Origin of the sequence: Bifidobacterium callitrichidarum (genome assembly GCF_003129905.1) — a bacterium.
Taxonomy (GTDB): domain Bacteria; phylum Actinomycetota; class Actinomycetes; order Actinomycetales; family Bifidobacteriaceae; genus Bifidobacterium; species Bifidobacterium callitrichidarum.
Window position 1 is genome coordinate 15,780 of sequence record NZ_QFFM01000005.1, and the last position, 26,321, is coordinate 42,100.

At 63.3% G+C, this 26,321-nt stretch carries 23 protein-coding genes and 1 tRNA gene; 20 read left to right on the forward strand and 4 right to left on the reverse strand.

What is annotated here, in order from left to right; translation table 11 throughout:
• The first annotated feature begins 131 nt into the window (after window positions 1–131).
• Genes alaS through mltG form a run of 3 tightly spaced genes read left to right on the forward strand, consistent with a single transcriptional unit; the run spans window position 132 to window position 4,485 of the window.
• Window positions 132–2,819, forward strand: coding sequence for an alanine--tRNA ligase (alaS, locus tag DF196_RS03210; RefSeq protein WP_109056455.1), 2,688 nt, complete (start codon window positions 132–134; stop codon window positions 2,817–2,819).
• 10 nt (window positions 2,820–2,829) lie between these two features.
• Complete coding sequence (ruvX, locus tag DF196_RS03215) at window positions 2,830–3,285, forward strand: Holliday junction resolvase RuvX (RefSeq protein ID WP_109056456.1); 456 nt, start codon at window positions 2,830–2,832, stop codon at window positions 3,283–3,285.
• Window positions 3,286–3,297: 12 nt separating this feature from the next.
• The gene (gene mltG / locus DF196_RS03220; protein ID WP_109056457.1) at window positions 3,298–4,485 is read left to right on the forward strand and encodes an endolytic transglycosylase MltG; all 1,188 of its coding nucleotides are present in this window, start codon (window positions 3,298–3,300) and stop codon (window positions 4,483–4,485) included.
• Between the two features lie 369 nt (window positions 4,486–4,854).
• On the opposite strand, the gene DF196_RS03225 is transcribed toward mltG, so the two are convergent.
• Window positions 4,855–5,325 (reverse strand): peptidase A24, encoded by a 471-nt coding sequence (locus DF196_RS03225; protein WP_109056458.1) that lies wholly within the window; start codon window positions 5,323–5,325, stop codon window positions 4,855–4,857.
• 50 nt (window positions 5,326–5,375) lie between these two features.
• On the opposite strand from DF196_RS03225, the gene aroC reads away from it, so the two are divergent.
• The 12 genes from aroC (at window position 5,376) to DF196_RS03285 (ending at window position 18,801) form a co-directional block, all read left to right on the forward strand.
• Window positions 5,376–6,563 carry a chorismate synthase gene (aroC, locus tag DF196_RS03230; RefSeq protein ID WP_109056459.1) on the forward strand — a complete coding sequence of 396 codons (1,188 nt, stop codon included), beginning with the start codon at window positions 5,376–5,378 and terminating at the stop codon, window positions 6,561–6,563.
• Window positions 6,564–6,566: 3 nt separating this feature from the next.
• A complete protein-coding gene (locus DF196_RS03235) occupies window positions 6,567–8,213 on the forward strand; it encodes a bifunctional shikimate kinase/3-dehydroquinate synthase (protein WP_109056460.1) in 1,647 nt (548 codons plus the stop codon).
• Window positions 8,214–8,243: 30 nt separating this feature from the next.
• Complete coding sequence (gene aroQ / locus DF196_RS03240; protein WP_109056461.1) at window positions 8,244–8,690, forward strand: type II 3-dehydroquinate dehydratase; 447 nt, start codon at window positions 8,244–8,246, stop codon at window positions 8,688–8,690.
• Window positions 8,691–8,781: 91 nt separating this feature from the next.
• The gene (locus tag DF196_RS13415; protein WP_158276254.1) at window positions 8,782–8,955 is read left to right on the forward strand and encodes a hypothetical protein; all 174 of its coding nucleotides are present in this window, start codon (window positions 8,782–8,784) and stop codon (window positions 8,953–8,955) included.
• Between the two features lie 71 nt (window positions 8,956–9,026).
• A complete protein-coding gene (locus tag DF196_RS03250) occupies window positions 9,027–10,697 on the forward strand; it encodes a CTP synthase (protein ID WP_109056462.1) in 1,671 nt (556 codons plus the stop codon).
• Between the two features lie 205 nt (window positions 10,698–10,902).
• Entirely contained in the window at window positions 10,903–12,489 is a 1,587-nt protein-coding gene (locus tag DF196_RS03255) for a L,D-transpeptidase (protein ID WP_109056463.1), read from the forward strand.
• A gap of 187 nt (window positions 12,490–12,676) precedes the next feature.
• Entirely contained in the window at window positions 12,677–14,188 is a 1,512-nt protein-coding gene (gene sufB, locus DF196_RS03260; protein WP_274608215.1) for a Fe-S cluster assembly protein SufB, read from the forward strand.
• Between the two features lie 4 nt (window positions 14,189–14,192).
• On the forward strand, window positions 14,193–15,431 hold the full coding sequence (sufD, locus tag DF196_RS03265; RefSeq protein ID WP_109056464.1) for a Fe-S cluster assembly protein SufD: 1,239 nt from the start codon (window positions 14,193–14,195) through the stop codon (window positions 15,429–15,431).
• A 62-nt stretch (window positions 15,432–15,493) separates the two neighbouring features.
• Window positions 15,494–16,273 carry a Fe-S cluster assembly ATPase SufC gene (gene sufC, locus DF196_RS03270; RefSeq protein ID WP_109056465.1) on the forward strand — a complete coding sequence of 260 codons (780 nt, stop codon included), beginning with the start codon at window positions 15,494–15,496 and terminating at the stop codon, window positions 16,271–16,273.
• Between the two features lie 83 nt (window positions 16,274–16,356).
• Window positions 16,357–17,631 (forward strand): cysteine desulfurase, encoded by a 1,275-nt coding sequence (locus DF196_RS03275; RefSeq protein WP_109056466.1) that lies wholly within the window; start codon window positions 16,357–16,359, stop codon window positions 17,629–17,631.
• Window positions 17,632–17,645: 14 nt separating this feature from the next.
• Window positions 17,646–18,203 carry a Fe-S cluster assembly sulfur transfer protein SufU gene (sufU, locus tag DF196_RS03280; protein ID WP_109056467.1) on the forward strand — a complete coding sequence of 186 codons (558 nt, stop codon included), beginning with the start codon at window positions 17,646–17,648 and terminating at the stop codon, window positions 18,201–18,203.
• Window positions 18,204–18,213: 10 nt separating this feature from the next.
• Window positions 18,214–18,801, forward strand: a complete 588-nt coding sequence (locus DF196_RS03285; protein WP_109056545.1) for a metal-sulfur cluster assembly factor — start codon at window positions 18,214–18,216, stop codon at window positions 18,799–18,801.
• Between the two features lie 198 nt (window positions 18,802–18,999).
• Here the strand turns inward: DF196_RS03285 and glgC are convergent, their stop codons facing one another.
• The 3 genes from glgC to DF196_RS03300 form a co-directional block, all read right to left on the reverse strand.
• Window positions 19,000–20,244, reverse strand: a complete 1,245-nt coding sequence (gene glgC / locus DF196_RS03290) for a glucose-1-phosphate adenylyltransferase (protein ID WP_109056468.1) — start codon at window positions 20,242–20,244, stop codon at window positions 19,000–19,002.
• A gap of 393 nt (window positions 20,245–20,637) precedes the next feature.
• On the reverse strand, window positions 20,638–21,516 hold the full coding sequence (locus DF196_RS03295; protein WP_109056469.1) for a TrmH family RNA methyltransferase: 879 nt from the start codon (window positions 21,514–21,516) through the stop codon (window positions 20,638–20,640).
• Between the two features lie 115 nt (window positions 21,517–21,631).
• Window positions 21,632–21,719, reverse strand: a tRNA-Leu gene (locus tag DF196_RS03300).
• A 96-nt stretch (window positions 21,720–21,815) separates the two neighbouring features.
• On the opposite strand from DF196_RS03300, the gene DF196_RS03305 reads away from it, so the two are divergent.
• The 5 genes from DF196_RS03305 (at window position 21,816) to DF196_RS03325 (ending at window position 26,321) form a co-directional block, all read left to right on the forward strand.
• A complete protein-coding gene (locus DF196_RS03305; RefSeq protein WP_109056470.1) occupies window positions 21,816–22,613 on the forward strand; it encodes a 16S rRNA (uracil(1498)-N(3))-methyltransferase in 798 nt (265 codons plus the stop codon).
• Between the two features lie 86 nt (window positions 22,614–22,699).
• Window positions 22,700–23,038 carry a histidine triad nucleotide-binding protein gene (locus tag DF196_RS03310; protein ID WP_109056471.1) on the forward strand — a complete coding sequence of 113 codons (339 nt, stop codon included), beginning with the start codon at window positions 22,700–22,702 and terminating at the stop codon, window positions 23,036–23,038.
• A gap of 21 nt (window positions 23,039–23,059) precedes the next feature.
• The gene (locus DF196_RS03315) at window positions 23,060–24,280 is read left to right on the forward strand and encodes a PhoH family protein (protein ID WP_109056472.1); all 1,221 of its coding nucleotides are present in this window, start codon (window positions 23,060–23,062) and stop codon (window positions 24,278–24,280) included.
• A complete protein-coding gene (ybeY, locus tag DF196_RS03320) occupies window positions 24,277–24,825 on the forward strand; it encodes an rRNA maturation RNase YbeY (protein WP_109056473.1) in 549 nt (182 codons plus the stop codon). The genes DF196_RS03315 and ybeY overlap by 4 nt, the downstream gene beginning before the upstream one ends.
• A 62-nt stretch (window positions 24,826–24,887) precedes the next feature.
• Window positions 24,888–26,321, forward strand: a complete 1,434-nt coding sequence (locus tag DF196_RS03325) for a hemolysin family protein (protein WP_109056474.1) — start codon at window positions 24,888–24,890, stop codon at window positions 26,319–26,321.

Genomic DNA, 26,321 nt, shown 5'->3' on the forward strand with positions numbered 1-26,321 from the left:
CCCGCCGCGGGAAGCGAAGCGGCGAGGCGAATCGCATCCCATAACCGAACCGGATTTTTCCCGTTTATCTTTCTTTCCATCAGACAGGGGCGTTACCGCGCCCGAAACACCAACAAGGAGTTCATCCGCCCATGCGCACTGCGGACATCGCCAAGCGATATCTCGACTATTTCGCCAAGCATGACCACCTGGTCGTGCCTTCGGCATCACTGATTTCCCCGAACCCCACCACGCTGTTCACCATCGCCGGCATGGTGCCGTTCATCCCGTACCTCATGGGCGAGCAGACCCCGCCGAAGCACCGCATGGCCTCCAACCAGAAGTGCGTGCGCACGCTCGACATCGACGAGGTCGGCAAGACCACCCGTCACGGCACCTTCTTCCAGATGCTTGGCAACTTCTCCTTCGGCGACTACTTCAAGGAGGAGGCCATCCACTACGCCTGGGAGCTGCTGACCACCCCGCAGGACCAGGGCGGCTACGGCTTCGACCCGGAGAAGCTGTGGATGACCACCTTCACCGACGATGACGAGGCCCGTTCCCTGTGGATCAACGAGGGCGTGGACCCGGAGCACATCCAGAAGATGGGCATGGAAGACAACTTCTGGACCACCGGTGGCCCCGGCCCCGGCGGCCCCTGCTCCGAGATCTACGTCGACCGCGGCCCCGAGTTCGGCAAGGAAGGCGGCCCGATCGCCGACGAGAACCGTTACATCGAGATCTGGGACCTCGTGTTCGAGAACTACGAGGTGGACAACGTCAAGTCCAAGACCGACCTGCACATCGTGGGCGAGCTCGAGAACAAGAACATCGATACCGGCGCCGGTCTGGAGCGTCTCGCCTACCTGATGCAGGGCAAGAACAACATCTACGAGACCGATGAGGTCTTCCCGGTCATCGAGGCCGCCGAAAAGCTCTCCGGCCTGAAGTACGGCGAGAACGAGGACGCCGACGTGCGCTTCCGCGTGGTTGCCGACCACGTGCGCTCCGCCCTGATGATCATGTCCGACGGCGTGCGCCCCTCCAACGTGGGCCGTGGCTACGTGCTGCGCCGCCTGCTGCGCCGCACCGTGCGCTCCATGCGCATGCTCGGCGTGACCGATCCGGTGCTGCCCACCCTGTTCCCGACCTCCAAGGCCGCCATGGAGCCCAGCTACCCGGAGCTCAACGACACCTTCCACGAGGTCTCCGAATCCGCGTACGGCGAGGAGGACGCCTTCCGCCGCACGCTGGAGACCGGCACCACGATCCTTGACGTGGCCGTGAACAAGGCCAAGTCCGATGCCGCCAACGACGAGCCCACCGTGACCGGTGAGGACGCCTTCAAGCTGCACGACACCTACGGCTTCCCGATTGAGCTCACCCTCGAGATGGCCGCCGAGCAGGGCGTGAAGGTGGACGAGGCCAAGTTCCGCGAACTCATGGCCGAGCAGAAGTCCCGTGCTCGCGCCGACGCCCTGAAGAAGCGCCACAACGTGGACCTGTCCGTCTACGACGACTTCAAGAAGACCCTTGCCAAGCCGATCGACTTCCTGGGCTACACGGACATGTCCGCCCGCGCCAAGGTCATCGGCATCATGCAGGAGGGCAAGGGCTCCGTGCCGGCCGTCACCGGCCCGGCCAACATTGAGGTCATCCTTGACCGCACCCCGTTCTACGCGGAGGCCGGCGGCCAGCTTGCCGACCAGGGCGAGATCCTGTCCGATGACGGCGCCGTGCTCGAAGTGGACGACGTGCAGAAGCCCATCAAGGACCTCATCGTCCACCAGTGCCGCCTGACCGAGGGCACCCTGGTGGTCGGCGCCGAGGTCAACGCCAACATCGACCTGAACCGCCGTGGCGCCATCGCCCGCTCCCACACCGCCACGCACATGGTGCACAAGGCGCTGCGCGAGGAGCTCGGCCCGCAGGCCACCCAGCGCGGCTCCGAGGACGCCCCGAACCGTCTGCGCTTCGACTTCCAGTGGTCCAAGGCCCCGGCCAAGTCCGTGATCTCCGCCGTGGAGGAGCGCGTCAACGACAAGCTGCGCGACAACCTGGCCGTGACCACCAAGGAGATGAAGTTCGACGACGCCATCGCCCTGGGTGCCATGCACCTGTTCGGCGAGAAGTATGGCGACATCGTGCGCGTGGTCTCCATCGGCGAGGACGGCTGGAGCCGCGAGCTGTGCGGCGGCACCCACGTGGACCACGTCGGCAAGATCGGCATGGTCAACATCCTGTCCGAGGCCTCCATCGGCCAGGGCGTGCGTCGTGTGGACGCCGTCGTGGGCCAGGGCGCCTATGACTTCAACGCGCGTGAGCACGCGCTGGTCTCCCAGCTGTCCGACAAGCTCAACGCCCGTCCGGACGAGCTCGCCGAGCGCATCAACACGCTGCTCGCCAAGCTCAAGGAATCCGACCGTCGCCTGGCCGCCATGTACGAGAGCCAGCTCGCCGCCACCGTGCCGGCGCTGGTGGCTTCCGCCAAGGACTCTGCAGCCCCGGTCAAGGCCGCCGTCAAGAACGTGGGCCACTTCGGCTCCTTCGACGCCCTGCGCAAGACCGTGCTTGATGTGCGTGGCCAGCTCGGCGAGGACGCCCCCGTGGTGGTGGCCCTTGCCGGCGTATCCGAGGACGACAAGCCGATGGTCGCCGTGGCCACCAACGAGGCCGCCCGCAAGGCCGGCATCAAGGCCGGTGACCTGGTTCGTGGAGCCTCCAAGATCCTCGGCGGCGGTGGCGGCGGCAAGCCGGACTTCGCCCAGGGCGGCGGCGCCGATGCCTCCAAGATCGACGAGGCGCTTGAGGCGCTGAAGCACGAGGCGATCAAGGCCTGAGAGAAGCCCATTGGTTTGGCTAGGCGTTGATTTGGGTAATGCCCGGGTCGGACTCGCATTGTCCGACCCGGAGCTTACCTTCGCACACCCCGCCGGGAACATCCACGTTGCCGGCGACTACTTCTTTGCCATCGACGAAGTACTGGACGTCATTGAGGACGAACAGGTGACCCATATCGTGGTCGGATTGCCGTTGCAGATGGACGGCACCGAAGGGAAAAGCGCCAAGAAGGCGCGTCGATGGGCGGCCAATCTGGAGAAAAGGCTGCTCGCGCAGGCAGAGGATGAGGAAGAAGAGCACCAGATTCCGCAGGTATCATTGGTGGACGAGAGGCTGACGACGGTCAGCGCGCATCGTCAGTTGTTCGAGGCGAATCGCGCATCGAACAGGCATAGGCCGGTGGTTGACCAGCAGTCGGCAGTGGTGATTTTGCAGACGGCGCTCGACCGAGCAAAGGGACAGTGAGGTACCGGTTTCATGTCCGATGATTTCCATGATTTCTTTGACGAGAACACCCACTGGGTCGAGCAGGGCGCGGCCGCGCCGGCAGGTAACGCCTCCGAACCGCCCAAGCCGCCGAAATCGCGTAAGGAGATGCGCAAGCGGCGTGCCCAGCGCAGGCGCAAGCGCGTCAGCGGCATCATCGCCGCGCTGGTCGTCATCGCCGTGATCGCAGGTGCCGGATATTTCGGCGTGACCAAACTGATGGCTTGGCGAGACAGCCGCTCGCAGAACACCGCCGTGGCCGCCGATTACCCGGGCCCCGGCTACGGTGAGGTTGACTTCACGGTGGACGACGGGCAGGGCGCGGCCGAGATTGCGCAGAATCTGGTCGAGGCCGACGTCATCAAATCAGCGGCCGCCTTCACCTCTCTGGTCAGTGCGAACAGCACCACGCTATACCCGGGCACCTTCACGCTGAAGAAGCACATGTCCGCGTCGTCCGTGGTGGCCATCCTGTCCGATTCCAAGCAGGCTGCCGGATTCCTCGAGGTACGACCGGGCGAACGTTCCGCCGACGTGATCGAGGCGGCGGCATCGCTCACCGGCATCGACCAGAGCGATTTCGACGCCATCGTCAAGAACAAGGGCAAGGGCATCCTGCCCTCGGAAGCGAACGGCAGCTTCGAAGGCTGGTTCGAGCCGGGCACGTACAACGTCAAATCCATGAAGACCGCGTCCGCCGTGCTCAAGGCCATGGTCGACAAGCGCATCGCCAAACTGGACGATCTGGGTGTACCGACCGGCAAGGACCGTGAACGGGTGATGATCATCGCGTCCATCGCCGAGGCCGAGGTCAACAAGTCCGATTACTACGCCAAAGTCACCCGCGTGATCGAGAACCGGCTCGAGCAGGGCATGAACCTGGGCATGGACTCCACCGTAGCGTATGGCAACAACGTGAAGCCCGCGCAGGTGACCACCGCCATGACACAGGACGAATCAAACCCGTACAACACGTACAAGATCGCGGGGCTGCCGCCTACGCCGATCAGCAACCCCGGTGACACAGCCATCAAGGCCGCCATGAACCCGGAGGAAGGCGACTGGCTGTACTTCTGCACGGTCAACCTCGACACGGGCGAGACCAAGTTCGCCACCACCGCCGAGGAACACGACAAGAACGTGGCCGAACTGCGCCAGTGGCAGGCCGACAATCAGTGATGCTGTGAATGGCAGGGAAATAGTCAGGCTCTGTTAAACCAAGATTGACATGCCCTTATTCTTGGCTCCCCTTGTCAGGACATTGCCGCAAAGCAAACAGCAAAGCTGTTTGCAGGCGATGTGCGAGACGACAGTCGAGCCAACAGAACGCGAACGAAGTTCGTCCTCAATTGCAGGACGAGCTGGCGGCGAAGCCGACTGAGGGGTAGTTCAAGGGAATTCATATCAATCTTGGTTTAACAGAGCCAACAGTAAAGGCTCTGCGATAGCAAAGCCTTTAGCGAAGCGACTGAGGGGAATACCGGATTACCGGTATTCCCCTCAGTCGTCTGCGGCGACATTTCCTTATAGTTCCCTCATGGGGGAGTTTCACCAGAGAATCGTCAGCACGATTGCGACAATCGCCCCCACCAATATCGCCGGCACATACGGCACCTTGCCGGCATACCCCGTATCCCGCTGTGGATCGAACCTGGCCCACAGCGTGATCCATATCAGCCCGACGACGCCCATCGCCACCCACCAGACGACCACCGAAACCAATCCCAGCAGTCCTACGGCCAGTCCCATCGGCACCATGGCCGTCACATCGCCGAATCCCAACGACTTCGGCACAATCAGCGCCAGCGCGAACTGAATCAGCGCGCACAGCACGGTGAACAGCAGCGCCTGCAACAATGCAAACAGGTCATTGGCGACCACCCCGTACGCGAAATCAGCGGCGATCTGCGCCAACGCGCCCACCGCCACCCACGGCAGAGGCACACGGCGGCGGCGCACATCCTCGAAGGACAGCGCGAGCCCACATAGCAGACCGGGCAACGTGAACAGGTATGGCATGGCTTAACATTAACCCCTAGTATCCGAAACGAAGAAACGAGGGAAAGCATATGTTGCGCTGGCAGACGGCAGGGGAGTCGCACGGAGAGGCCCTGGTGGCCATGATCGAGGGACTGCCCGCCGGCATCCGCATCAGCACGGACGACATCGTCTCCGCCCTGGCCCGCCGCCGTCTGGGATACGGCCGCGGCGCGCGCATGAAGTTCGAGCAGGACAAGGTGCGTCTGCTCACCGGCGTCCGCCATGGTCTGACGCTCGGCTCCCCGGTGGCCATCGAGATCGCCAACACCGAATGGCCCAAGTGGACCGAAGTGATGAGTGCCGACGCGCTCGACCACGACCTGCCGCGCGAAGGCCGCAACGCCCCGCTGTCCCGTCCGCGTCCGGGCCATGCCGACCTGACCGGCATGCGCAAGTACGGTTTCGACGACGCCCGTCCGGTGCTCGAGCGCTCCAGCGCCCGCGAGACCGCATCCCGCGTGGCCCTGGGCGAAGTCGCCCGCCAGTTCCTTGAGCAGGTGTTCGGCATCCGTACCGTGTCCCACGTGGTGGCGCTCGGCGGCGTGCAGACGAACCCCGATCTTCCTCTGCCCACTCCCGACGACCTCGAGGCGTTGGACGCATCCCCGGTGCGCACGCTGGACAAGGAAGGCGAACAGCGCATCATCGAACGCATCGACGAAGCCAAGAAGGCCGCCGACACATTAGGCGGCGTGGTCGAGGTACTGGCCTACGGCGTGCCTGCCGGCATCGGCACCTACGTGGAATCCGACCGTCGACTGGACGCGGCGCTGGCCTCCGCCATCATGGGCATCCAGGCGTTCAAGGGAGTGGAGATCGGCGACGGCTTCCTGGAGGCGGCCCGTCCCGGCTCCCAGGCGCATGACGAGATCGTGGTCAACGCGGACGGTCGCATCGACCGCCTGTCCAACCGCGCCGGCGGCATCGAGGGCGGCATGTCCAACGGCCAGGTGATTCGCGTGCGCGGCGCCATGAAGCCGATTCCCTCCATTCCGAAGGCGCTGCGCACGGTGGACGTCCTGACCGGCGAATCCGCCCAGGCCATCAACCAGCGTTCCGATTCGACCGCCGTGCCCGCCGCCGCCGTGGTGGCCGAGGCCATGGTGCGCCTCACCCTTGCCAAGTACGCGCTGGACAAGTTCGGCGGCGACAGCGTGGAGGAGACCCACCGCAACCTCGAGGCGTACCTCGCCTCCTGGCCGGAGCACATGCGCTGAACCATGGGAGCACGCAAGACGACGCATCGCAACCGTCGCCCGCACGCCGTCATCATCGGCATGATGGGCGCCGGCAAGACCCGTGTGGGCAAGGAGATCGCCCACATGATCAGGATTCCGTTCGCCGACGCCGACATCGAGATCGAGCGTGAGGTGGGCATGAAGATCCCCGCCTACTTCGAGAAATACGGCGAGCGCGCATTCCGCAAGGTCGAGGCGGAACTCATCGCCGACTACCTCGAGGATTTCGAAGGCATCTTCTCGCTCGGCGGCGGTGCCCCGATGACTCCCTCCACCCAGGACGCGCTGGCCCGGTACATCGATCAGGGCGGGCGCGTGGTGTACCTCGACGCCGACCCGGCCGAGGCCATGGAACGCGCGAACCGCGGCGGCGGCCGGCCCATGCTCAACGGCGACGGCAACGCCCGCTGGAAGAAACTGTTCAAGGAACGTGACCCCGTATTCCGCAGGGTCGCCAACGTCCATGTGCGTACCCGCGGACTCACACCGCAGGGCGCCGCCAAGAAAGTGATTGATATGGTTGCAGAGAGAACGGTCCACGTCACCGGTGCCGCCATCGAACCTTATGATGTGGCCATCGGCGAAGGCGCCATGAACCATCTGGTCGAAGTGCTGGGAAACAAGCCGCACAAGATCGCCCTGATCCACACGCAGTCCGTGCAGCGCCACTCCGACCGTGCACGCGCACTGCTACGCCAGGGAGGCTATGAGGTCTCCGAGATCGTGATTCCGGACGCTGAGATGGGCAAGACCATCACCGTGGCCAACGGCATCTGGGAGCGACTCGGCAACGAGGGCTTCACCCGATCCGACGCCGTGGTGGGTCTTGGCGGCGGCGCGGCCACCGATCTGGCCGGCTTCGTGGCCGCCACCTGGATGCGCGGCGTGCGCTACGTGAACTGTCCCACCTCGCTGCTGGCCATGGTGGACGCCTCCACCGGCGGCAAGACTGGCATCAACACCCCGCAGGGCAAGAACCTGGTCGGCTCGTTCTACACTCCGGCCGGCGTGCTAGCGGACACCAAGACGCTGGCCACGCTTCCCAACGACATCTTCATTGAGGGCCTGGGCGAAGTGGCCAAGTCCGGCTTCATCGGCGACCCAGAGATCCTGACGATTCTGGAATCCCACGCCGACGAACTGCGCGGCTTCGACGGTTCCTCGTTCCTGGGCTCTCCCTTGGAGGACGTGGTCTCCGAACTCATCGAGCGCACGGTCACGGTCAAGGCGCACCACGTCTCCTCCGACCTGAAGGAGAAGGGTCTGCGCGAGTTCCTCAATTACGGACACACGCTGGGCCATGCCATCGAAAAGCTCGAGCACTTCCGCTGGCGCCACGGCAACGCAGTGGCCGTAGGCATGGTGTACGCGGCCGAGTTGGCCCATATCCTGGGCTACATCGACCAGGACCTGGTGGACTATCACCGTTCGCTGCTGTCCTCCCTGGGACTGCCGACCTCGTGGAACGGCGGTTCGTTCGAGGATGTGCTGGCCCTCATGCACCGTGACAAGAAGGCCCGCGGCAACCAACTGCGCTTCGTGGTGCTCGACTCCATCGGCCACGTGGTCCATCTCGACAACCCGCCCGTCGACGCCGTGGAAGAGGCGTTCCGCCGCATCCAGCACTGACGTGCCTCTCACCGATTAATAAGGAGCATCATGACCAAAGTAATCGTTGTCAACGGGCCGAACCTCGGCCGTCTTGGCGTGCGTCAGCCCGACGTCTACGGCCGTCAGGACCTGGAGGAACTGCGCCGTCTGTGCACCGAATGGGGTGCCGAACTTGGTCTCGACGTGGAAGTGCGTCAGACCGACGACGAAGCCGAAATGGTGCGTTGGATGCACCAGGCTGCCGACGAGAAGACCCCCGTGGTGATGAACCCGGCCGCGTTCACCCACTATTCGTACGCGCTGGCCGACGCCGCCCACATGGTCGGCGACGCCGGATTGCCGCTTATGGAGGTCCACATCTCCAACCCCTCCGCACGCGACGAATTCCGCAAGCGTTCCGTGATCTCCCCGGTCGCCACCGGCACCATCACCGGCATGGGCTTCTTCGGCTACAAGCTGGCCCTCGAGTCCGTCGCCCATATCGTCAACGGCTGATAGGCGATTGGCTGGTACTGCAAACGAATCTGTGACTTGACGGTCGGCTTAGAATGAAGTCGACCGTCAAGTCATATGAAGGGGGATTCCGATGAAGCAGTACAAGACAGTGGTGCTGAATTACGCGCCGAGGGCTGCGGCCATGGCCGAGCAGCTGGAGAAGACCGCCAACGAGATGGCGCAGCAGGGCTATGAGTTGGTGACCTTCTCCGTCACCAACTCGGCCAAGGCGATTGCGGTGTTCAGCATCGACAAGACCGACTGACGCCGATGGAAGCGAATAGCCGAACATCGCCGAACACGCCGCGTCATAGACGGGTGATAGGATGAAATCCCATGGTTAGAAGAACACATGGCAATTCGCAAGAACACGTCACCAAGCATATTTTCGTCACCGGCGGCGTTGTTTCCTCTCTCGGCAAGGGCCTGACCGCCTCGTCTCTGGGCCGTCTGCTGCGTTCGCGTGGCCTGCACGTGCTTCAGCAGAAGCTCGACCCGTACATCAACGTGGATCCGGGCACCATGAACCCGTTCCAGCACGGTGAGGTCTACGTGACCGAGGACGGTGCCGAGACCGATCTCGATATCGGCCACTACGAGCGCTTCCTCGATGTCTTCCTGAGCCAGAAGGCGAACGTCACCACCGGCCAGATCTACCAGGAAGTGCTGCGCAAGGAGCGTGCCGGCGAATACCTCGGCCAGTGCGTGCAGGTCATCCCGCACATCACCAACGAAATCAAGTCCCGCATGCGCGCCCAGGCTTCGGACGATGTGGACGTGATCATCACCGAGATCGGCGGCACCGTGGGCGACATCGAATCCCAGCCGTTCCTCGAGGCGGCCCGCGAGGTGCGTCGCGACCTCGGCTCCGACAACTGCATGTTCGTGCACGTGTCCCTGGTGCCGTACATCTCCGCCGCCCACGAACTCAAGACCAAGCCCACCCAGCATTCCGTCATGATGCTGCGTCAGCTGGGCATCTCCCCGGACGCCCTGGTGCTTCGCTCCGACCGTCCGCTCAACCAGTCCATCAAGGACAAGATTTCCCTGATGTGCGATGTGGATGCCGAGGGCGTGGTCAACTGCGTGGACGCCAACAGCATCTACGACGTGCCGAAGATCCTGTTCAACGAGGGCCTTGACGCCTACGTGGTGCGTGAGCTCGGCCTGCCGTTCCACGACGTGGATTGGGACGAGTGGGAGGACCTGCTGGAGCGCGTCCACCACCCCAAGCATGAGGTCAACGTCGCCATCGTCGGCAAGTACATCGACCTGCCGGATGCGTACCTGTCCGTCACCGAGGCCATCAAGGCCGGCGGCTTCGCCAACTGGGCCAAGGTCAACGTCAAGTGGGTCGCGGCCGACCGTTGCGAGACCACCGAAGGTGCGGCTGCGGCGCTCGACAACATCGACGGCATCGTGATCCCCGGCGGCTTCGGCATCCGTGGCATCGAAGGCAAGATCGGCGCCCTGAAGTTCGCCCGCGAGAACGGTCTGCCCGCCCTGGGCCTGTGCCTCGGCCTGCAGTCCATGGTCATCGAATACGCCCGCCACGTGCTGGGCATCGAGGACGCCAACTCCACCGAGTTCGAGCCGGATTGCGCCAACCCGGTGATCGCCACCATGGAGGAGCAGAAGGACATCGTGGCCGGCCACGGCGATATGGGTCACACCATGCGCCTCGGCTCCTACCCGGCCGAGCTCGAAGAGGGCTCGCTGGTGGCCGAACTGTACGGCACCACGCATGTCACCGAGCGTCACCGCCACCGTTACGAGGTCAACGTGGCATACAAGGATCGTCTGCGCGAGGGCGGCCTGCGCATCTCCGGCCAGAGCCCGGACGGCGAGCTCACCGAGTTCGTCGAGCTGCCGCAGGACGTGCACCCGTTCTACGTGGCCACCCAGGCCCACCCGGAGTTCAAGTCCCGCCCGACCAAGCCGCACCCGCTGTTCGCCGGCCTCGTCAAGGCCGCGCTGGACCACCAGCAGGAGCGTTCCGGCAAGTGATTCGACGGGCATAGGTTTGACGCGATGAGATCGCGTTGAATGGCCATCCATAAAGGGGTGTTGAAATCTCTCGTCAAGGGAGATTTCAACACCCCTTTTGGTATGAAAACGGCTTGCTTTCGTTCGTGTCGGAAAATTTTTACCGGGCTGATACAAGTTTGCTAGACTGCAGGGGAGACGCAGACTACGGCAGAAAGTAGAAGCCATGAGCGAGTACAACGACGACCCAACTCAGGCGATGAGCCCGGTGAACGGCAATGGCCCGGCCGCGGAAGATACCTTGATGATGGAGATGGCCGGTGCCTCGGACACTGCCGCGACTGGCAAAAAACGCATCATCTGGCCGTGGGTGGTACTGGCATGTCTGCTGGTGGCGCTTGGCTCCGCAGGAGGTGCCGGCATATGGTTCTTCCAGGATCACGTATTGCCCGGCACGACCTTGTGGGGCAATTCCGTGATGGGCAAGACCGAACAGGAGATCGCGGACACCATCAACGATCAGGTGAGGAACACAGCGGTCAAGGCCACCTATGAAGGGAGATCCGCGTCCTTCACCCTTGCTGATCTCGGCGTGGATTTGGACGGCGAGGCCATCGCCTCCGAAGTGTTCAATGCCAAGCGTGATGATGTTTTCTGGCAGAGGTATGCGTTCTGGATCACCAAGGACGTGTCTCCCGAGCTCGACGCCAAACTCGCCGACGGCACCGTGGTGGACAAGGCCCTTGGCATCGAGGTCAACGAGCCCGTGGACGCGCAAGTCAAACTCAATGACGCCAAAAACGGCTTCGATGTGGTCGCGGGGGAGAACGGCCAAGGAGCGAACGCTACGGCCATCGCCGAACAGGCCATCGCCTCGCTGACCTCGCTCGGAGCATCCCAGCCCAATACGGTTCGCGTCCAGTTGGATGTGACCGAGCCGACCGTGACCGACGACATTGCCGAAACGGCGAAGGCCACGTTGGAGGACATCGTAAGCCAGAAGGTGGGCATCAAGGTTGCCGACAAGACCATCGCCACCATCGACGCGCCCGCGCTGGCCTCCGCGATGAGCGTCAACGCCAACCGGCAGGCCAAGCTCAAAGACACCGAAACCCGTAACGGGTATGTGGTCTTCGACGCCGAAAAGCTTCAGAAGCATTACGATGAACAGATCAAACCGAACCTCAAGCTCGAGCGTGAGGACAAGAAGCTCGTAATCGACAATGCCGGTCAGGTGCTTGGTACCGAAACCGAAGGGCACGACGGCATCACCATCTCCGAAGGCGCGGAGCAAAACGTGGGAACCAAGCTCGCCAAGGCCTTCTCCGAAGGCGCCTCCTCCATCACGATCGACGGCAAGGTGGACCCCAAACAGGAAGTCAAGGTGACTCATCATGTGGTCATCGACCTGTCCGACCGCAAGCTGTACGCCTACGAGAACGACAAGGTGGTCAACACCCTGAACGTGGTGGTGGCCCAGGGCAATGACAACATCACCGGCGAATGCGTGGGACTCATGTGCACACCCACCGGCGACTTCAACATCTGGCACAAACTGCCCAGCCAGGATATGAGCGGCACGCTGAACCTCGCCGACGGCACCGTGGAGAAATGGGACGTCAAGGGCGTGGGCTTCGTGAACTACTTCTCCTCCGGTTGTGCAATCCACCGCATCGCCGGCGGGTACGTGGCCGATGCGTCCATGCCGTACATCGCCAACGCCTCGCACGGCTGCGTGGGCATCGGCTGGGACGTGGCCGAATGGTTCTACGGCTGGTGCAACATGGGCACCAGCGTGCATATCCAGGTGTGAACCGGAATACATGCCGGTTTCCTAACTCGCCATTTACCGGATAAGCGAATCCGCATGACCTCTTGCGTTCCGGTGATGGGCGGCGTATGCCTGTAATGAAACACACAATCATTATTTGCCGTGATTGATAGTGTTTCCCATGGGTTCTGCTAGGTTTACCTAGGACTATGTCTATGTGCGAAACGAGATGGAAGGCAGGAAGGTGACCGACAACACAGCACCGAACGCCGCCGCTGACGTGGAAATGAGCCAGTACGTGGCCGATCGTTCCCGCGTCAACGAGGATAAGATCAAACAGGATGACGAGATCATCAGCCAGTTCGGCGACTACAGCTACGGCTGGCATGATTCCGACGCGGCCGGCGAGGCGGCAAAGCGAGGCATCGACGAGAACGTTGTGCGCGCGATCAGCGCCGACAAGGGTGAACCACAGTGGATGCTGGATATGCGCCTGCGTGGTTTCAAGGCGTTCCTCGACAAGCCCATGCCCAACTGGGGCGTGGATCTTTCCGGCTTCAACGCCGACGACTTCAAGTACTACGTCAAGCCGATCGACAAGCAGGCCAAGAGCTGGGACGAACTGCCTGACGACATCCGCTCCACCTACGACCGCCTCGGCATCCCCGAAGCGGAGAAGAAGCGTCTGGTCTCCGGCGTGGCCGCCCAGTACGAGTCCGAGGTCATCTATAACTCCATCCAGGAGGATCTGAAGAAGCAAGGCGTGATCTTCGTGGACACGGATACCGCCGTGCGCGAATACCCCGACCTTGTGAAGAAGTACTTCGGCACCGTGGTGCCGCCCGAGGACAACAAGTTCGGCGCCCTGAACACCGCCGCATGGTCCGGTGGCTCGTTCGTGTACGTGCCCAAGGGCGTCCACGTGGATATCCCGCTGCAGGCGTACTTCCGCATCAACACCCCGGCCATGGGCCAGTTCGAGCGTACGCTGATCATCGCCGACGAAGGCTCCTACGTGCATTACGTGGAAGGCTGCACCGCCCCGATTTGGTCCGAAGACTCGCTGCACGCCGCCATCGTGGAGATCATCGTGGAGAAGCACGCCCGCGTGCGCTACACCACCGTGCAGAACTGGTCGAACAACGTCTACAACCTCGTCACCCAGCGCGCCTACGTGCGTGAGGGCGGCACCATGGAATGGGTGGACGGCAACATCGGCTCCAAGGCCACCATGAAGTACCCGGCCTGCATCCTCGCCGAGCCGTACGCCAAGGCCTCCACCATGTCCCTCGGCTTCGCCGGCAAGGGCCAGTACCAGGACACCGGTGCCAAGATGATCCATCTGGCACCGCACACCAGTTCCACCATCGTGGCTAAGTCCATCTCCCGCGGTGGCGGCCGTTCCGCCTACCGTGGCTTGGTCAAAATCGTCAAGGGCGCGGAAGGCTCGTCCAACTCCACCGTGTGCGATGCGCTGCTGGTGGACGACTTCTCCCGTTCCGACACGTACCCGCATGTGGACGTGCGCGAGGACAACGTCTCCATGGCCCACGAAGCCACGGTCTCCAAGGTCTCCGAGGATCAGCTCTTCTACCTGATGAGCCGCGGCCTCAACGAGGACGAGGCCATGGGCATGATCGTGCGCGGCTTCGTCGAGCCGATCAGCCGTGAGCTGCCGATGGAATATGCGCTTGAGCTCAACAGACTCGTGGAACTGCAGATGGAAGGATCGGTGGGCTGATCCCATGACCAACGAAGCAACCAAGAACGTCAAGGAAATCTCCATCCCGGTCGCGGACCCGAACGATCCGTACGCCATCCCGGCGGCCATGCCGTCCTCTGTGGATCATGCTGCCCGCTCGTTCGACGTGGACGCCTTCCCGGCGCCGGACCGCAAGCAGGACGAATGGCGCTACACGCCGATCGAACGCATCAACGAGTTCTTTAACGTGTTCAAACCCTCCGGCAAGACCCAGATCGAAGTCTCGATGATCGACGGTTCGCCGCTGGCCGAAGGTGTGAAGCTCAGCCAGGTCAGGCTCGGCGAAGCCCCGTCCGGCACCGTCTCCAAGCCGAACGACCGAGTCTCCGCCGTCGAATGGAACTCCGGTGCCACCGCCACCGTCATTGAACTGAGCGGCGAGATCGCCCAGCCGGTGCTCGTCAAGGTGCATGGCGCTGGTGAGGATCTCGACGCCTTCCACCTGGTTATCAAGGCCGCGGACAAGTGCCATACGGACGTCGTCGTGGAGCATGATGGCGACGCGCGTCTCGCCGAGGGTGTGGAAATCACCACCGGCAAGGATTCCCATATCTCCGCCACGTTCATCCAGGAATGGGACAAGACCGCCAAGCACGTGGGCAACCACCGCATCCATGTGGGTGAAGGGGCATCCCTGCGCCACTCCGTGGTGACGCTCGGCGGCGACGTGGTTCGTATCCGCATGGATCAGGACTTCGGCGGCCCGGAAGGCGACCTCAATATGCTCGGCATCTACTTCGTGGATCCCGGCGAGCATATCGAGCACCGCACGATGGTGGTGCACAACCACCCCGAATGCAAGTCGCGCGTGGTCTACAAGGGCGCGCTCGACGGCAAGGGAGCGCACTCCACCTGGGTGGGCAACGCACTCATCCAGCCCACCGCCCCTGGTACCGACTCCTACGAGCTCAACCGCAACCTGGTGCTGACTCCCGGTGCCATCGCCGATTCGGAACCGAACCTTGAGATTGAGAACGGCAACATCATCGGAGCCGGTCATGCCTCCTCGGTGGGCCGTTTCGACGACGAGGAGCTGTTCTATCTTCAGTCCCGCGGCATCCCCGAGACCGAGGCCCGCAAACTCGTGGTGCGCGGCTTCTTCGGCGAACTCGTGGAGGAGATCGGCATCCCCGCCATCTCCGAACACCTCATGGACGTGATCGACCGCCGACTGGCCCGTGGCGAAAGCGACGCCATGGCGCAGGTCCTCGAAGACAAGTAAGTCAGGCCGCCGAAAACGGTTCGGCCCAAGCAGACATCGCAGACATTTTTAGGAGCACACACATGTCAACTCTCGAAATCAAGGACCTCCACGTCCACGTCGAAACCAAGGATGGCATCAAGCAGATCCTCAAGGGCGCGACCCTGACCGTCCACTCCGGTGAGACCCACGCCATCATGGGCCCCAACGGCTCCGGTAAGTCCACGCTCGCCTACACGCTCGCCGGCCACCCCAAGTACGTGGTCGACTCCGGCGAAGCGCTGCTCGACGGCCAGGACATCCTCAAGATGACCCCGGACGAGCGCGCCAAGGCCGGTCTCTTCCTGGCTATGCAGTATCCGGTGGAGGTGCCGGGCGTGTCCATGACCAACTTCCTGCGCACCGCCAAGACGGAGATCGACGGCGAGGCCCCCGGCATCCGCCAGTGGACCAAGGACCTGTCCACCGCCATGAAGCGGCTCAAGATGGATCCGAAGTTCGCCACCCGTTCCGTGAACGAGGGCTTCTCCGGTGGCGAGAAGAAGCGCGCCGAGGTCCTGCAGCTCGAGCTGCTCAAGCCGAAGTTCGCCATCCTCGACGAGACCGACTCCGGCCTTGACGTGGACGCCCTGCGCATCGTGTCCGAAGGCGTGAACCGTGCCAAGGAAGCCAACCAGTTCGGCATCCTCATGGTCACGCACTACACCCGCATCCTCAAGTACATCAAGCCGGACATCGTGCACGTGTTCGCGGACGGCCACTTCGTCAAGACCGGCGGCCCCGAACTGGCCGACGAGCTCGAGGAGAACGGCTACGACGCCTACCTGCCTGAAGGCGCCGATTCCGAATCCGCCCTGGCCTGATTCATCCGCTGATTCAACCGGTTGCCGGCACCGAACAGGATAGGGGCCGGCAACCATAACGCAACGTATCGAAGGGGAACATGATGGTTGATTTCAAGGCGATTCGGGATGAGTTCCCGATTCTCGACCAGGAGATCCACGGACACCCGCTGGTGTATCTCGATTCCGCGGCCACGTCGCAGAAGCCGCAGTGCGTGATTGACGCCGAAGCGAACTTCTATCGCACGATCAATGCAGGCGTGCATCGTGGCGCCCACGAGCTGGCCGCGCGTTCCACGCTGGCCTTCGAGGAAGCCCGTGCCAAGGTGGCCAAGCTGGTTGGCGCCAATGCTGCAGAAGGCGAAGAGGAGATCGTCGTCACCGGTGGCGCCACTGCGGGATTGAACCTGCTGGCCACGGCCTTCGGCAACGCCTCGCTGGGCCGCGGGGGAGAGGCCGCCAAGCGATTCGCCCTCAAGCCGGGCGACGAGATTGTCGTCTCGCGTGCAGAGCATCATTCCGTGCTGCTACCGTTCCAGGAGCTCTCCTACCGCACCGGCGCCACGTTCAAGTGGCTGGATCTGACCGAGGACGGCCGTGTGCGCACCGACAACCTGGACGAGGTCATCACCGAGCGGACCAAGGTCGTGGCCGTGACCCACGTGGGCAACACCACGGGCGCCATCACGGACATCGCCCCGATCGTCCGCCGCGCGCATGAGGTGGGTGCTGTGTTCATCCTCGACGCCTGCCAGTCCGTGCCGCACCTCAAGGTCGATTTCCACGCGCTGGACGTGGACTTCGCCGCCTGGAGTGCGCACAAGATGTACGGTCCCACTGGCGTGGGCTTCCTGTATGGCAAGCGCGAACTGTTGGAGGCCCTGCCGCCGGCCAACTTCGGCGGTTCGATGGTGGAACTGGCGTACATGGACCACGAGGCCCAGTACATGGCCCCGCCGGCGCGCTTTGAGGCCGGCACCCAGCCGGTGGCCCAGGTGGTTGCCGCTGGTGTGGCCGCCGAATGGATGATGAACATCGGACTGGAGAACATCGAGGCCCATGAGAAGACCATCGCTGCCGAACTGTTGAAGCTCGGCGACATCGACGGCATCCGCATTCTCGGACCGCGTGAGAACGTGGACCGCATCGGCACCGTGGCCTTCGACGTCCAAGGCGTGCACCCGCACGATGTGGGTCAGTTCATCGACGCGCAGGGCATCGCCATCCGTGTGGGCCACCACTGCGCCCAGCCCGTGCACCGCCACTTCGGCCTGTACGCCTCCAACCGCGCCTCGTCCGGCGTCTACAATTCGGTCGAGGACGCGCAGGCGCTTGTCGAGGCGGCCAAGGGCATCCGTAAGTTCTTTGGAGTGGAATAAGGAACAACAGACATATGAGTGATTACGGCATGAGCGGCGACGAACTGGAGCAGATGTACCAGGAGGTCATCCTTGAGGCCTCCAAGCATCCGCATGGGCGTGAATCCTTCGCCCCCGACGCGGCCGTGGAGCAGAGCGGCGACGCTGCAGCGGCGAACACCACGGTGCGTGCCACCCACGAATACTGCACGCCGGGCGAATCGCACCAGTTCAACCCGACGTGTGGCGACGAGGCGACCGTGCACGTCGAGGTATCCGACAGCGAACCGCACACCATCGAACGACTGGTGTGGGATGGCCACGGGTGCTCGATTTCGCAGGCCAGCCTGTCCGTGATGGTCGATCTCGTGGAAGGCAAGACCGTGGACGAGGCCATGCATCTGGAACAGGTGTTCCACCAGCTCATGGAATCGCGTGGCGCCGGCCTGAACGACGACGCCCTTGAGGACGAGCTCGGCGACGCCGTGGTGTTCCAGGGCGTATCGAAATACCCTATGCGCATCAAGTGTGCTCTGCTAGGCTGGGAAGGTCTGAAGGACTCCGTCGCCAAGGCCCTGGCCGCAAAGAACTGAGGTGGAAATCATGAGCGACAACAATCTGGTCCCCGAACCCACGCCCTCCGTGTTCGACGCCGTCAACGGCGTGCTGCAAGATGAGGAGGCCGCCCGCCGAGTAATGGCCAATCCTGCGTTGGCCAAAGGTTTCCCCAACGGACGCCCCGCGGAAAACAGTGCAGTCGACTCCGGCGACACGTGCGGCTGCGGCAACCACAAGGGTGCCTGCGGATGCTCCGATGAATCGGACGACAACGAGATTCCGCTCAAGGCCGTGGACGACATCGGCCGTGCCACCGCCGAGGACGTGCGCGAGGCCCTGCACCAGGTCATTGATCCGGAGCTCGGCATCGACGTCATCGACCTCGGCCTGGTATACGGCATCGAAATCGACGAACTGGGACGTGCCATCATCACGATGACGCTGACCACGCCGGCCTGCCCGCTCACCGACCTCATCGAGGACGAATGCGCATCCACGCTGGCCGGACTGGTGGAGGAGTTCCGTATCGACTGGACATGGAACCCGCGCTGGACCGTCGACCGCATCACGCCTGACGGCCGTGACCAGCTGGCCGCGCTCGGCTTCAACTTCGACAACCTGCCGAAGTACTGAGCCGCGGAACATCCACAAGGACATACGAAAAGGCTCTGTCAAACCAAGATATGACCCCATTCTTGGCTCCCCTTGTCAGGGAGCTGGCGGCGTAGCCGACTGAGGGGCAGTTTATGTCACTCTTGGTCAAACAGAGCATACGAAAAAGCCTGACAACCATTGTGGTTGCCAGGCTTTTTCATTACCAAATCAGATCACTCAGTCATCGACGATGGTGTTCTTCGGAACCACGGTGATGCCGTCAGGCGTGACGGTGAAGCCGCGGGCCAGATCGTGCTCGGTGTCGATGCCGACCGTGGAGTTCTCGGTGAGGACCACGTTCTTGTCGAGAATCGCCTTGTACACGCGGGCACGACGGTTGATGACCACGCCGTCGAACAGCACGGAATCGACGATCTGCGCCCAGGAGTGGATGCGGACGTTTGGGGAGAGCACAGAGTGGTGCACCTCACCGCCAGAGACGATCACGCCGGGGGAGACGATGGAATCCGTGGCGTGGCCCAGACGGTCACGGCCGGCGTGCACGAACTTGGCCGGCGGCAGGTTGCCGGACATCGTGTAGATCGGCCAATCCTGGTTGTACAGGTTGAACTCCGGCACATAGGCGATGAGATCCATGTGCGCATCGTAGAACTGCTTGATGGTACCCACGTCGCGCCAGTAGGCGTGATCGGTGGCGGTGGAGCCCGGAATCTCGTTGGAGTTGAAGTCGTACACGCCGGCCTCGTTGCGGGAGGCGAAGTACGGGGCGATGTCGCCGCCCATGTCGTGCTTGGTGTCGGCGGCCTTCTCATCCAGGGCCAGCGCCTCGAACAGAGCCTTCGTGTTGGCCACGTAGTTGCCCATGGAGGCCAGAATCTGGTTCGGGTTGTCCGGTAGGCCGGTGGTGGTGGCCGGCTTCTCCTGGAAGTTCTTGATCATGTTCGGGTGCTCGGGATCGACCTCGATTACACCGAACTGGTTCGACTCCTCGATGGGCTGGCGGATGCCGGCCACCGTGAATTCGGCGCCGGACTCGATGTGCTGCTGCACCATCTGCTCGAAGTCCATACGGTAGACGTGATCGGCGCCCACGATCACCACGATGTCCGGCTGGACATCCTCGATGATGTTGATGGTCTGGTAGATGGCGTCGGCGGAACCCAGGTACCAATGCTTGCCGAGGCGCTGCTGCGCCGGAACGGGGGAGACGTACGAGCCCAGCAGCGGCGAGAAACGCCACACCTGGGAGATGTGACGGTCCAGCGAATGGGACTTGTACTGGGTGAGCACGACCACCTGGCGGTAACCGGAGTTCACCAGGTTGCTCAGCGGGAAATCAATTAGGCGATAGACGCCGCCGAACGGCACGGCGGGCTTCGCGCGATCGCGGGTTAACGGCATCAGGCGGGTCCCCTCGCCGCCTGCAAGCACAATCGACAGAATCTTGGGATTCTTGGCCATCGTAACTGTCCTCTCTGTTACCTGAGCGTCTTTCGACACCGCACTGCTCTGCCAAACGCTTCCTTGCATTTGGTTTACATAGTTAATAATTGCAGAAAAAAACGAACATGCAAGGCTTTCGCTCCCGCGTGGCGTGAACTTGGCATGAATATTTCAGTCCGCGCCACGCTCGTCCGGGGCTGATTCCGGTCGTGCGGGGACGGATGCGGCGATAGAGAGAACGCCCGGCATCGTTGCGGCGGGGCCGATTCCCCCGTCGTCGGGGCACCCCTTCGGCATGTCGGGGGATGGCATGTGTGCCAAATATGAGACACGCGGAATCGGATGATGAAATCATCGTCGCCCGCGTGTTCCGCGTGTCGCGTGGGAGAGAAAAGCGGAGGACACGCCCACTCAGCGAGTGGCGTAGAAGGCGACCGCACTGGAGGCAGCCACGTTCAGCGAGTCCACGCCATGGCTCATCGGAATCTTCACGGTCAGATCGGCGCGTGCGATGGTGTGCCGGGACAGGCCGTCGCCTTCCGTGCCGAAGATCAACGCAAGCTTGTCGATGCGCGCGGGGTCGCCGTCCGGCAGGTGAAGTCGGCGGGTGAGCTCGTCCAAGGAGATGGAGTCGTCCTCAAGGGCCATGGCCACCGTGGTGAAGCCGAGCGATTTGAGCTCGTCGATGCCCTTGAATGGCCAGTAATGCTTGTCTTCAGTGCCGTCCTCGTTATATCCGGTGATGCGGGTCCACGGCACCTGGAATACCGTGCCCATCGACACGCGGGCGGCGCGCCGGTACAGGGGATCGCCGCAGGAAGGGGTCACCAGCACCGCGTCCACGTCCAGCGCCGCGGCGGAACGCATGAGCGCGCCCACGTTGGTGTGATCCACGATGTTCTCCATCACCGCCACCCGGCGGGCGCCCTGGCACACCTCGGACACGGAGGGCAGCTGCCAACGGCGCATGGCGCACAGCGCGCCGCGGTGAAGCCGGTAGCCGGTCAGTCGTTTGAGCTGCTCGGGCGATGCCACATATACGGGAACGTCGGCGCCCCAGTGCTGGTCGATGAAGGCGAAGGTTTCGGCCATGCCCTCCAGCCACGGCTCCTCGACCAGCAGGGACAGCGGCTCGCGCCCGGCCGCCAGCGCCCGGTCGATGACCTTGGGGGATTCGGCGATGAACATGCCCTTGGCCGGCTCCAGGCGATTGCGCAACTGCATTTCCGTGAGGTTCACGTACGCTTCGACGCGCGGGTCGTCGACGGAATCAAGAGTGATGAGCTGCATGATGGCCTTTCGGTTGGATAGGGCTGGTAGGGCTGGGTGGGGCGGCGGAAGCGCCCTGCCGGGAAAATTACCGCGGATACGCAAAAACCCCTTGCAATGCAAGGGGTTTCGTCTGTGCCCGAGACGGGACTTGAACCCGTACGCCTGTATAAAATAGGCACTAGCACCTCAAGCTAGCGCGTCTACCATTCCGCCACCCGGGCAGGTGTCGTTTGGACAACGAGTAGATACTTTAGCAGTGATTCCGGAAGATGCAACACGGGGTGCGTCCTCGGCGTGTCGCGTGTAGCCTTGAAGGCATGACAGATGCCCTTTTCCTTTTCAATCCGCAGGTTGACGACGTCCCGGTGAACAGCGACGAGCTCCACGCCGGATGGAAGCTCACGCTTCCCGCGCATATCAAGCGCCATGCCGTGCAGGCCATGCGCCTGAAGGCGGGGGATAGCCTGCAGCTCTCCGACGGGCATGGCCTGAGGATCCATGCGGTGATGGCCGATCCGGAGGCGGGCCTGGCCGAAGTGTCCGAAGTGGGCCGCGAACCTGAGCCGCAGACCAGGCTGGGCCTGATCCAGGCGTTGGCCAAGACCGGCCACGACGAACAGGCCATCGATATGGCCACGCAGATCGGCGTGGACGAGGTGGTCCCCTGGCAGGCGGATCGTTCCATCGCCAAATGGAAGGCCGGCCGCACGGATAAGAAATGGGGTGCCGTATTGGACGCGGCCACCGAGCAGTCGCGCCGCGCGTTCAGGCCGGTGCTGGGGGAGTGCGTCTCCAGCAAGCAGATCGTGGCCATCTGCCGTCGCGCCTGCGTGCACGGGGACATGGTGGTGGTGCTGCATCAGGACGCCACCGACACCTGGGCCGGCGTGGAGGCCAAGGTGAACCAGCTTGTCGAACGCACACTCCAGGACGGCCGCCCGCGCACCGTGTATGTGGTGGTGGGGCCGGAAGGCGGCATCAGCGAGCAGGAGGTGGCCGATTTCACGGCGGCCGGTGCCGTCAGCTGCGTGCTCGGCAATAACATCCTCAGGGCCGCCACGGCTGGTCCGGTGGCGCTGTCGCTGCTGTCCCGCACGTTGGGCCGCTACGACTGATCGCGAATCGGTCTAAGCCTGACGCGATGGGTAACGCCCCCGCGCTAAGCTGGGGTGTAGTGCAATACCGCCAAATAAGGAGCATGATGAGCGCATCCGACGATTGCCTGTTCTGCAAGATCATCGCAGGCCAGATTCCCAGCACCAAGGTCTATGAGGACGACACCACCTACGCCTTCAAGGACATCAACCCCAAGGCCAAGGTCCACGTGCTGGTGGTGCCCAAGAAGCATTACGCCAACGCGGCGGAACTCGCAGCCAAGGATCCGGCCGAGCTGGCGCATATCGTCTCCGTCGCCCAGCACATCGCGGACGAGGCCTTCCACGGTGCCTACCGACTGGTCTTCAACACCGGCCTTGACGCAGGCCAGACGGTGTTCCATGTGCACGCCCACGTACTGACCGGCGAGAAGCTGGACGAGTAGACAAGGGGACGAGAAGCTTTCGTGGCCACGACTACACGTACCATCACCATCCCGCCGCAGCTCGATCCGGTGGCCGTGCTCGGCCCCGTGGACGAAGTCATCCGAGAGGTGGAGCGCGCCTTCCCGGAACTCACCATCATCGTGCGAGGCAACCGGGTGGCCATCGTCTCCCGTTCCAAGCAGACCGAGACCCAAGCCTCCCAGGCCGAGGATCTGGTCAACACCATCATCCAGGCCGCCTACACCGCACCCATGGACGCCGACACCGTGCGTCGCATGCTTGACCAGAACGTGCTCAGAAACAGCGTGCGACTGGAACGTCCGGGGCATGGCCCCACCCATGACAAGCTTGTGCAGTCCACCGCGGGAGACCCGCGCGGCCGCGTCCACGGGCAGTCCCATGGCCAGACCGGGCGGGAGACCGCCTACCGCAAGCCGACCGTGCCCGGCGTGATCACCTTCGCCGCCGGTGCGCCGGTCCGCGCGAAGACCGCGGGACAGGTGGCGTATGTCAACGCCATCGAGTCGCACACCATCACCTTCGGCATCGGCCCGGCCGGCACCGGCAAGACCTACCTCGCCGTGGCCAAGGCCGTGCGAGCCTTCCAGGACAAGCAGATCCGGCGCATCATCCTGACCCGTCCGGCCGTGGAGGCGGGTGAGAATCTGGGCTTCCTGCCAGGCACCCTCAACGACAAGGTGGATCCGTATCTGCGCCCGCTGTACGACGCCTTGGGCGACATGCTCGGCGCCGACCAGCTGAGGCGTCTCATGGACGACAACACCATCGAGGTGGCGCCGCTTGCCTACATGCGCGGCCGTACCCTCAACGATGCGTTCGTGATCCTGGACGAGGCGCAGAACACTACCGAGCAGCAGATGAAGATGTTCCTGACGCGACTCGGCTTCAACACCAAGATGGTGATCACCGGCGATATCTCGCAGGTCGATCTGGCCGTGCCGCGGTCCGGTCTGTCCACCATCGAACAGATTTTGGGTGACATCGAGGGCATCTCCTTTGTCCATCTCGATACCGAGGACGTGGTGCGCCACCAGTTGGTGGGCCGCATCGTGGCAGCATACGACAGGCACGCCGCCATCGCCGGCGACCAACGCGCCATCGAACGGCGTGGACGGCGCCGTCGCGGGGAAGGCGACGGCCGGGATGCCTCGACGGCCACGGCTCCTGAGCGCCAGGCCGCACCCGAGGCAACCCCGACACAACGAAACGAGGAAGCATGAGCGTTGACGTGACCAACGAGACCCAGTGGGTCATCGACCCCAAGGTCTTCTCCGATTTGGGCATCTGGGTACTTGACCAGATGCGCGTGAGCACCCAGTCCGACCTGACCATCATGTTCGTGGACCCCGACCCCATCGCCGAGCTGCACATGCGTTGGATGAATCTGGAAGGACCGACCGACGTGATGAGCTTCCCGATGGACGAGTTGCGCCCCGGCGACGGCAAGACTGTCATGGAAGGCGTGCTCGGCGACATCGTGATCTGCCCGTGGGTGGCCGCCCAGCAGGCCGCCGCCGCGGGACACAGCACCATGCAGGAGATGCTGCTGCTGACCATCCACGGCATCCTCCACCTGCTCGGCTACGACCACGTGACCCCCGAGCAGGAACGCCAGATGTTCGGCCTGCAGCGCCAGCTCCTGCTCACGTTCTTCGCCCTGCGCCACGATTCCGGCGTACAGGCCACCCTGCCCGCCGGCACGCCCGACGCGCTGGCCATCTACGACGCCGCACACGGTGCCGGCCGCGACCTGGACGCCAAATAACCGCCAACCGGTCCACACCCGTACCCCCACGATTTCACAACCCGCAAGGACAGCAAACCCCTATGGAGTATCTCAGTACCACCCTGATCGCCATCACCGTCGTGCTTGTGCTGGTGGCCGCCCTCTTCGTCTGGTTCTCGCTGACCATGGCCGCCTCCGAAGGCGCCGTGGCACGAGTGACCCGTGCCAGCCTGAACAACCTCATCCTCGAGGTGCAGACCGACTCGGAGGCAAGCCAGTTCCTCAAGATGAAGAAGATCGACAAGATCCACCGCGTCCAGCGGCTCATCTCCGATCGGTACGCCACGGCCGGTAGCTGCGCGTTCTTCCGTATCGCCTGCAACGTGCTCGACGGCGTGCTGGTGGCCTCCATCGCGGCGCTGTGGGGCGCCGAACTGTGGGTGGAACTGCTGGCGGGCTTCCTGTTCGCCATCATCGTGGCCGTGGTCTCCGTACTGGTTCGTCCGCGCACCGCGGGCATGGCCAAGCCGGTGGACATCATGATCGCCCACTCGCGCATCGTCTCCCTGGCCTGCAAGGTGACGCCGTTCGCCCGCATCGGCTCGGACAAGAACGGTGCCAAGGGCGCGGGCCGTCGTGGCAAGAACTCCGACCTGTCCGACGACGAGGAACTGGAGAAGATCCAGCTTGAACAGGGCAAAGCCGCCATCGACCGACTGGTGGAGTCCAACGACTTCGACCCAGAGGTCTCGGAGATGCTGCGCAATGTGCTCACCCTGTCCGACACGCTGACCCGCGAGATCATGGTGCCGCGCACCGACATGATCTGCATGGAGCGTGACACCACGCTCGTCTCCGCGCTGAAGCTGTTCTCCCGCTCCGGCTTCTCCCGCGTGCCGGTGATTGGCGAGGACGTGGACGACCTCATCGGCGTGGCCTATCTCAAGGACGCCGTGCGCGCCACCGCCTTCAACCAGGCGGCCCTCGACCGCAAGGTAGAGACCATCGTGCGCCAGCCGCTGCTGGTGCCCGAATCCAAGCCGGTGGACGACCTGTTCCATGAAATGCAGCGTTCGCGTCAGCATGTGGCCGTGGTGGTGGACGAGTACGGCGGCATCGCCGGCATGGTGACCATCGAGGACACCATCGAGCAGATCGTGGGTGAGCTGGAGGATGAGCACGACCGCACCCAGCGCAGCGAACCGGAGAAGATCGGCGAGAACAAGTGGAAGATGCCGGCCCGCACGCCGATCGCCGATTTGGAGGAGATTTTCGAGATCGACATCGACGAGGACGACGTGGATACGGTCTACGGCCTGTTGACCAAGATCCTCGGCCGCGTGCCGATCGTGGGCGCTTCGGCCGTGACCCGCGGGCTGAAGCTTACGGCGGTCGACTCCGCCGGACGCCGTAAGAAGGTCTCCACCATCGTGGTCGAGCCCGCGCACGTCGAGGGCGACGAGGAAGATGGCAAGACCCAGGACGAATCCGGCGAACACGCCGACGATGATGATCAGAATGCCGACAAGGAGTGA